The sequence below is a fragment of the Paenibacillus sabuli genome (assembly GCF_014705605.1).
Classification (GTDB): Bacteria; Bacillota; Bacilli; order Paenibacillales; family Paenibacillaceae; genus Paenibacillus_D; species Paenibacillus_D sabuli.
On the sequence record NZ_JACXIZ010000028.1, the window covers coordinates 141126 to 148369 of the forward strand.

Annotated in this window: 6 protein-coding genes; 4 read left to right on the forward strand and 2 right to left on the reverse strand. The window is 56.7% G+C overall.

From position 1 onward, the window contains the following. Positions 1 to 6: 6 nt before the first annotated feature. On the forward strand, positions 7 to 1434 hold the full coding sequence (locus tag IDH44_RS17230) for an S-layer homology domain-containing protein (protein WP_190919774.1): 1428 nt from the start codon (positions 7 to 9) through the stop codon (positions 1432 to 1434). 125 nt (positions 1435 to 1559) lie between these two features. Here the strand turns inward: IDH44_RS17230 and IDH44_RS17235 are convergent, their stop codons facing one another. Further along, complete coding sequence (locus IDH44_RS17235; protein ID WP_190919776.1) at positions 1560 to 1895, reverse strand: DUF1904 family protein; 336 nt, start codon at positions 1893 to 1895, stop codon at positions 1560 to 1562. A 188-nt stretch (positions 1896 to 2083) separates the two neighbouring features. Between IDH44_RS17235 and IDH44_RS17240 the strand changes: the two genes are divergently transcribed. Together IDH44_RS17240 and IDH44_RS17245 are read left to right on the forward strand one after the other, a co-directional pair. Next, the gene (locus tag IDH44_RS17240; protein ID WP_190919778.1) at positions 2084 to 3505 is read left to right on the forward strand and encodes a hypothetical protein; all 1422 of its coding nucleotides are present in this window, start codon (positions 2084 to 2086) and stop codon (positions 3503 to 3505) included. A 35-nt stretch (positions 3506 to 3540) separates the two neighbouring features. Then, complete coding sequence (locus IDH44_RS17245; RefSeq protein WP_190919780.1) at positions 3541 to 5304, forward strand: midas domain-containing protein; 1764 nt, start codon at positions 3541 to 3543, stop codon at positions 5302 to 5304. 227 nt (positions 5305 to 5531) lie between these two features. On the opposite strand, the gene IDH44_RS17250 is transcribed toward IDH44_RS17245, so the two are convergent. Beyond that, a complete protein-coding gene (locus IDH44_RS17250) occupies positions 5532 to 5918 on the reverse strand; it encodes a LapA family protein (RefSeq protein ID WP_190919782.1) in 387 nt (128 codons plus the stop codon). A 585-nt stretch (positions 5919 to 6503) separates the two neighbouring features. Between IDH44_RS17250 and IDH44_RS17255 the strand changes: the two genes are divergently transcribed. Next, positions 6504 to 6893: a hypothetical protein gene (locus IDH44_RS17255; RefSeq protein WP_190919784.1), complete on the forward strand. Its 390-nt coding sequence runs from the start codon at positions 6504 to 6506 to the stop codon at positions 6891 to 6893. Positions 6894 to 7244 lie beyond the last annotated feature (351 nt).

The window sequence follows — 7244 nt, forward strand, 5'->3', positions numbered from 1 at the left end:
ATCGGAATGAAAACAATCGCAACATGGACAAAAGGCGTTATCGTGTCGGGCACGGTCGCAGTGGGGCTGCTGGTAGCATCGCATACCGGCTACGCGGACGACGGCAACGTGCTCGGGCTGAAGCTCGGACTTGACCTGAACGCGGACGCGCAGGTCGCTGCGCAATCGGGCGACGATCGCGCACACGAAGGATCTGGCAGAGGCGAGCAAGGGAGCCTGCTGGACCTCGGAGCGGACGCGGACGTGGCAGCGGACGTCGTCATCGGCGGCAAGACGCATGACGTAGAGGGAGCGAGCGAAGGCGAGGAAGACAGCCTGCTGGACCTTGGAGCGGACGCGGACGTGGCAGCGGACGTCGTCATCGGCGGCAAGACGGATGAGGAAGAGGGATCGGACAAAGGCGAGCAGGACAGCCTGCTGGACCTTGGAGTCAATGCAGATGTCGGTGTAACGCTCGGAATAGGCGGGTCCGGGGAAGATGCCGGCTCGGGTGACATCGGCGGCAACGATTCGGGCGCCGGATCGGATGATGCCGATGGCGGTGCAGACGACAATGGAGGAGAGGGCGGCAATCCTGCGGACCCCGGCACGGATGAGGGCGCAGGCGGGAACGACGACAATTCGAACGATAACGAAGGAAGCGCCGATGGCGGCGATTCGGACGCAGGTTCGGACGACACCGGCAGTGACAATCAAGCTGCCGGCTCGGGTGACATCGGCGGCAACGAATCGGGCACCGGGTCGGATGATGCCGATGGCGGTGCTGGGACGAACCCTCCGGCAAGCGATGCTTCCGCAGGAAGGGATTCGCAGAATAACGATGCGTCGGCAATGGATTCTGCATCTGACGGGACACCGGGGGCAAACGCCAACGCTTGTCCGAAAGATCCAAGCTTTTCGCATCTTGCGGCCTACTGGTCGAACACGGAGTGGAATGCTCGCATTGATTCGCTTCTTGCCGCGCATGCGACTGGCGAGCTGGGGCCTGAACGCGAATTGACCAGGGCAGAATTTACCGCTATGGTTGTCGAGCTGCTGTGTGTGCCATTAACGGACGAAGCGTCGACCTTTTCCGATGTGCAATCGAATCAGGGATATGATCCTTACATTGCTACGGCTCAGGAGCATGGATGGGTCGAGGGGAGGAGCGAAGACGTATTTGCTCCGCATGCCTTGATTACGAGAGAAGAAGCGGCGGCGATTATCGGCAGGATCGTAATCGCCTCGCCTCTCGCGCGTGCACTCTCGGATCTTGAGCAGTTTGACGATCGCGCGCAGATCAGTGACTGGGCCCGGCCTTACGTCGGTCTCGCCGTAGCCTATGAAATCATGGGAGGAACAGCGGAAAGCCGCTATGCGCCTGCCGCTTCGGTCACCCGGGCGGAAGCCTCGGTCCTTCTGCATAGTTTGCTCGATCGGCTGCAAGAAAAGTAGCATTTCATAGAGTCAACTGTTCGTTGTTTGTTGTGAACAAAAACCCCGTCATAAATGACGGGGTTTTTGTGCGATTTGATAAAAAATAGAGCGTACGAATTCCTGGCCGATAGCCAGATTGGCAGCTAGAGTGCGTCGCAACGAACGCCATTGACGTAGTACCCATCTTCGCGATACACCTTGAAGGCAACTTCAATCTCCTGCACGCCGACCGCAAGCAGGTGGCGGGTGATCGCTTCGGCCATCCGGTCTCGCGTCTGCGCTCCGCGTTCGAACCAGGCGACTTCGACGAACGGGTAGGTGGCTGCGCGCTTGCCGGCTATCGCAGAAACAGTCTGCAGCCAGTCGAGGGTGAAATTATCCGTCCCGCATGCGCAAATGTCGGCGAGCTCCCGGACCAGAGCCTCACTTGCGGCAATAAGCATGTCGGGGGCAACGCCTCTGACAGTGAGTTGTGGCAATTCCGACGACCTCCTTTTTTCGACAGTATATCACAGATCATGCATGCGGCGGCCTGCCTGTGGAAATGGAATGTTTGACCACCTTCGAAGTGGTGTTAATAGGCATTCAAGTGATCCAATCGGGTGCGCTTGCCGTGGCACTTGATGAAACGCCAACTTGCCGATTCGGGAAAGGAGGTGAATCAACAATGGACCAAAACCAGCAGCAGCAACGGCGCTGGGTACCGTTGACACTTATGGCCGCACTTATTATGACTGCAGGTATTCTTGTGCAGCTGCTTCATCCGCCGAAGGCGCACGCCCTGCTGGGCGAGGTGCTCGATCCGGTCACTTCGATACTGGAGGACGGAACCCGATCGTCAGATGAGGCAGATGCGTCAACAGACGGCTCCGATACGGACGAGTCCGCAGCGGAGCCGCAAGGCACCGAGCCTGAGCAAGATTCGGCTCCTAGCCCCGACCCAGACAATGAAGATGAACAAGACGAAGCGACGCGCGCTGCGGCACAATCCGCCACAGATGATGAATCCGCTGCTATGGCTGACGAACCGGAGACTGACGAACCGGAGGCTGACGAAGGCGCTAAACGACAGCCATCCCGCAGCGGGCTGCTCGGCATCGAGCTCCCATCCGTGGAAATCGAGACGCCGCTCGGCGACGTCAAGACACCAAAGCTGGAGGTCGACACGGAGGAAGGGCTGGTGCCGGATATCGAGGTGGGCGAAGCCGAAATCGATACGCCAATAGCCGACGTCAAGACGCCCGAAGTGAACACGGGAGGCGACGGTCTGGTGCCGGATGTCACGGTTGGCGAGGTCGAGGTCGACACCCCAATCGCGGGAGTCGAGACTCCCGGAATTGAGGTCGAAGCGGACGACGGCAACGACACACCGGAGAAGGATGTTCCGACAACCGACACCGAGACGCCGCCGGACACGCCCGTAGAGACCGAGGCGCCAACCGAGACGCCGCCGGTGAAGAACGATACCGAGCCGACACGGCCGCAAGTCGAAGACCGTGCATCGACGGATGTCGTCGACCAGCAGCCCGAGCGTGAGTCTGCACAGTCAGATACGAACCCAGTGCAGTCTCCGCCGGATGAGGACACAGGCAGCGAGCCGAACAGCGAACGTCCAGAGCAGCAAAAGGATACGTCATCCGAAGTTGACCCGTCTGCATCGGGCATGTCCGGTACGGAGGAACGCCAGACGCAGCCAACCGATTCAGAGGCTGACCCGACTGCTGCGCAGAATGCGGCGATTGCCGAAGGCTCCTCGTCACAGACGCCGACTTCTTCTGCGGAAGAGGCCTCGTCCCGTAAGCAACGGGAGCCGCAATCCACGCCAAGGCCGCGGCCGCAAGCCATCGTACCTCCGGTATGGAGTGCGGGGAGCGGCGGCGGTGGGGCGGCAGCGCCGGGAGGCGGTGCGAACGGCGCCAATAGCGGCGCAGCCGCCGGCGGAGTCGGGTACGCGATCATTCCGGCAGACGAACTGCCGCAACGCGCAGCTGAAAGCTCACTCATCATTACTTATTTGCTTGGCTATGATCAGTGGAACCAGCCGCCGCCGGGACAGCCGCCCATGCACGACCTCTTCTCTGACATTTGACCCCAATCAAATTAAAAGAAGAGGAGTGCATGGAAATGAAAAAGGTTACGAAATGGGTAAAAGGTTCGGTATTGTCGGGTTCGATCGCAGTGGGAATGTTGGTGGCTTCGCAGACAGGCTATGCGGACAGCGAGAATGCGCTGGGCCTGAATCTAGGACTTGGACTGAGTGCCGATACGCAAGTATCTGCAGCGTCCGATTCCGATAACGGCCGCAATCGCGGGCTGCTCGGAGGAGACGGCGCACTGGGCCTCGATCTCGGAGTAGGAGCCGACGTAGCAGCCGATGCAACGGTGGACAGCGAAACGCGCAGCAACGACGAGGACTTCGAAGGCGAGAGCAACAGCTCGCTCGATCTCGGAGTAGGAGCCGACGTGGAAGCCGATGCAATGGTGGACAGCGAAACGCGCAGCAACGACGAGGACTTCGAAGGCGAGAGCAATACGGCGCTCGATCTCGGAGTAGCAGCGGACGTGGAAGCTGACGCAACGGTGGACAGCGAGACGCGCACGAACGACGAGGACTTCGAAGGCGAGAGCAACAGCTCGCTCGATCTCGGAGTAGGAGCCGACGTGGAAGCCGATGCAATGGTGGACAGCGAAACGCGCAGCAACGACGAGGACTTCGACGGCGAAAGCAACACGTCGCTCGATCTCGGAGTAGGCGCCGACGTAGCTGCCGATGCAACGGTAGAAAGCGAAACGCGCAGCAACGACGAGGACTTCGACGGCGAAAGCAACACGTCGCTTGATCTCGGAGTAGGCGCCGACGTAGCTGCCGACGCAACGGTAGAAAGCGAAACGCGCAACAACGACGAGGACTTTGACGGCGAAAGCATCACGTCGCTCGATCTCGGAGTAGCTGCTGACGTAGAAGCTGATGCAACGGTAGAAAGCGAAACGCGCAACAACGACGAGGATTTCGAAGGCGAGAGCAACACGTCGCTCGATCTCGGAGTAGCAGCCGACGTGGAAGCTGATGCAACAGTGGATAGCGAAACGCGCAATAACGACGAGGACTTTGACGGCGAAAGCAACACGTCGCTCGATCTCGGAGTAGCTGCTGACGTAGAAGCTGATGCAATGGTAGAAAGCGAAACGCGCAACAACGACGAGGATTTCGAAGGCGAGAGCAACACGTCGCTCGATCTCGGAGTAGCAGCCGACGTGGAAGCTGATGCAACAGTGGATAGCGAAACGCGCAATAACGACGAGGACTTCGACGGCGAAAGCAACACGTCGCTCGATCTCGGAGTAGCTGCTGACGTAGAAGCTGATGCAATGGTAGAAAGCGAAACGCGCAACAACGACGAGGATTTCGAAGGCGAGAGCAACACGTCGCTCGATCTCGGAGTAGCAGCCGACGTGGAAGCTGATGCAACAGTGGATAGCGAAACGCGCAATAACGACGAGGACTTCGACGGCAAAAGCAACACGTCGCTTGACCTCGGAGTAGCTGCTGACGTGGAAGCCGATGCAATGGTGGACAGCGAGACGAGCAATAACGACGAGGACTTCGAAGGCGAGAGCAACACGTCGCTCGATCTCGGAGTAGCTGCTGATCTGAATGCTGCGTTGGACGTTGAAGGCGAACGCAATCGCGATCAGGACGACTACACGGGCAGCTTGATGGCTGACCTTGGTCTCGATTTTGATCTCGGTCTCGAGCTGGATGCAGCCAGCGACTATGCATCGAACCAAGACGAACACGAACACTTTTCGCGCAATCAATTCCGTGTCGGACTCGGACTTCAGCTTGGTCTGAGCTTGCACAGCATGTTTGATTCGCGCTACGCGTAATCTTTGATTGAACCAAAGCAAGGGCCCGCATTCGCGGGCCCTTGCTTTGGTGAGACGACAGGAACGAAGCGCGCATGACTTCATTATATCTAAGTCTTCAACATCGACACTGTAAGCGTAAATTGTGAGGTTGCAAGATGGGATCGGCTTAGGTGAGAAAATAAGCGCGTAAATATAGAGGTGCTGCCAGAGGACGGCACCTCTATATTTACGTCTTGATGATCGGGCTATACGGTACCTTTTTCCGAAGAGGATGGCGTTGACTTATGCTCGGGATCGTCCGGCGTGGCTGCCGCTTCGTCCAGAGGCTCCTCTGCGTAGGGCGGCGCATCTTGCTCGGGCGTATGCGTATCTCCGAGAGAAGCTTGGCTGTGCTCGGCCACTTGTTTTTTCAGGCTGCGAATCTGGCGCTGCAGGCGGAACTGCCGGATGCTGGCGAACAGGAAGACCATCAGTCCGCCAAGTAAGGCGGAGGCCAGAATGACCAGAATTAACGGGGTCTGAGTCTGGGTAAACCAGAAGTTGACCTCGACCGACTCTACGTTGATAACCGCAAAAACGGCGGTGATCAAAGCAAAGATCAGGGCCGAGATAATAATCCATTGCGTTCTCATGCGGATCCCTCTCTTCTATATATATAGTCGTCAAGGACGATGTCCCCCTAAGCCTGCATTATACAAGATTTATTATCAAAAAGCATGTGAAACACCTATTATCATTTATACCCGAGTCCGTGGCATCAGAAGCATCGTTGCAGAAGTCCCTTTGGCTGTTCCAGTCGGATCTACATAGGCCTATCAACGCATTTTGTTTGCGCAACCCCCTCATAACGGGCAGTCTTTGCGTGAGGTCGCGGCGCAGCCGTGAAAACAATCGGGAAAGCCCGCGAGGCTCTCGCCCGGTTCTTTCGACCCTATTGCAAGATATTGCTTGATAGTACGCGGCTTTTTGATTGATTTAGAAAAATTTTGAAATCGTTTTCGAACCGACACGAAGTAAAAAAGTACTTCCCTTCACCCTCCAGGTTTTTGCTGCAATGACCGGCTAGTCATAAAGGCATATAGGGACGGCCTTAAAGCGCAAATTCAATTATTCGACATAAAATGACACAATTCGATGTTTGTTTGCTTTATAATTATTCAAAAAGTATAACTAATAGAGATAAAGAATAGTCATTTCGTGAATTTGGATGCGGAGGGATGGAAATGGAAATGAATTCGTTTGGTCATGCATCAGACAGTCTCCGATTTCAGCAACACCGCAAACGCCGCGCTTGCCTCATCAGAACCTTCCTGGACCGGTTGTCCGCCGATCCGGCGCTCCGGCCCAGCGATGCACCTTCACAAGGCCGAAGCTTGGCCGAATGGCTCGAGCTAGCCAAATATCCTGTTCCGCCAGTGCTGCGGATCAATCATGATGCACGTCGCTACAAGGTTACTCCTTCCCATTTAGAGTCCGGCATCGATGTCTCCGTCTTGCTGACCCTGTTGCTGCGTCAGCAGCGGATCAACCGCACGGCCGACGATTTGATGCGGCATGTGCTTGAGGGCGGCAGTGTCGCCAGCTTTTTGGATCACGCGCGAACTTAAGTGGCGTTTGCCGCTTTGCTCGTGGTCGCTGCCGCATGTTGTGCTATACGTCATTGTTGCACGTCGCTGCTGGACGTTGTTGCCATACGTTGTTACCACACGTGAACGTTGCTACTCGCCTTTCTATACATGGCCGCTGCTATACGTGGACGTTGCTGACGCTGGTGCTTATAGTCGCTGCTACACGTGAATGTTGCTATTATTCTGGTTTTGAATAAGATGGCTGGTGGTAGCACGTCTTCTTCTTCAGGCTAACCTTGCTAAACATTCCTGTATACGCTAAGCTAGCGGCTTTGAAAAAAACAGGAGTGCCCCGTATGATGGAGGTGTGAAGGGTCAATCGCCCGAATA

Excerpts from the sequence above, each read along its gene's own strand:
- IDH44_RS17250 (WP_190919782.1), bottom strand. The coding sequence starts at position 5,918 with ATGAGAACGCAATGGATTATTATCTCGGCCCTGATCTTTGCTTTGATC.
- IDH44_RS17240 (WP_190919778.1), top strand. The coding sequence starts at position 2,084 with ATGGACCAAAACCAGCAGCAGCAACGGCGCTGGGTACCGTTGACACTT.
- IDH44_RS17255 (WP_190919784.1), top strand. The coding sequence starts at position 6,504 with ATGGAAATGGAAATGAATTCGTTTGGTCATGCATCAGACAGTCTCCGA.
- IDH44_RS17230 (WP_190919774.1), top strand. The coding sequence starts at position 7 with ATGAAAACAATCGCAACATGGACAAAAGGCGTTATCGTGTCGGGCACG.
- IDH44_RS17245 (WP_190919780.1), top strand. The coding sequence starts at position 3,541 with ATGAAAAAGGTTACGAAATGGGTAAAAGGTTCGGTATTGTCGGGTTCG.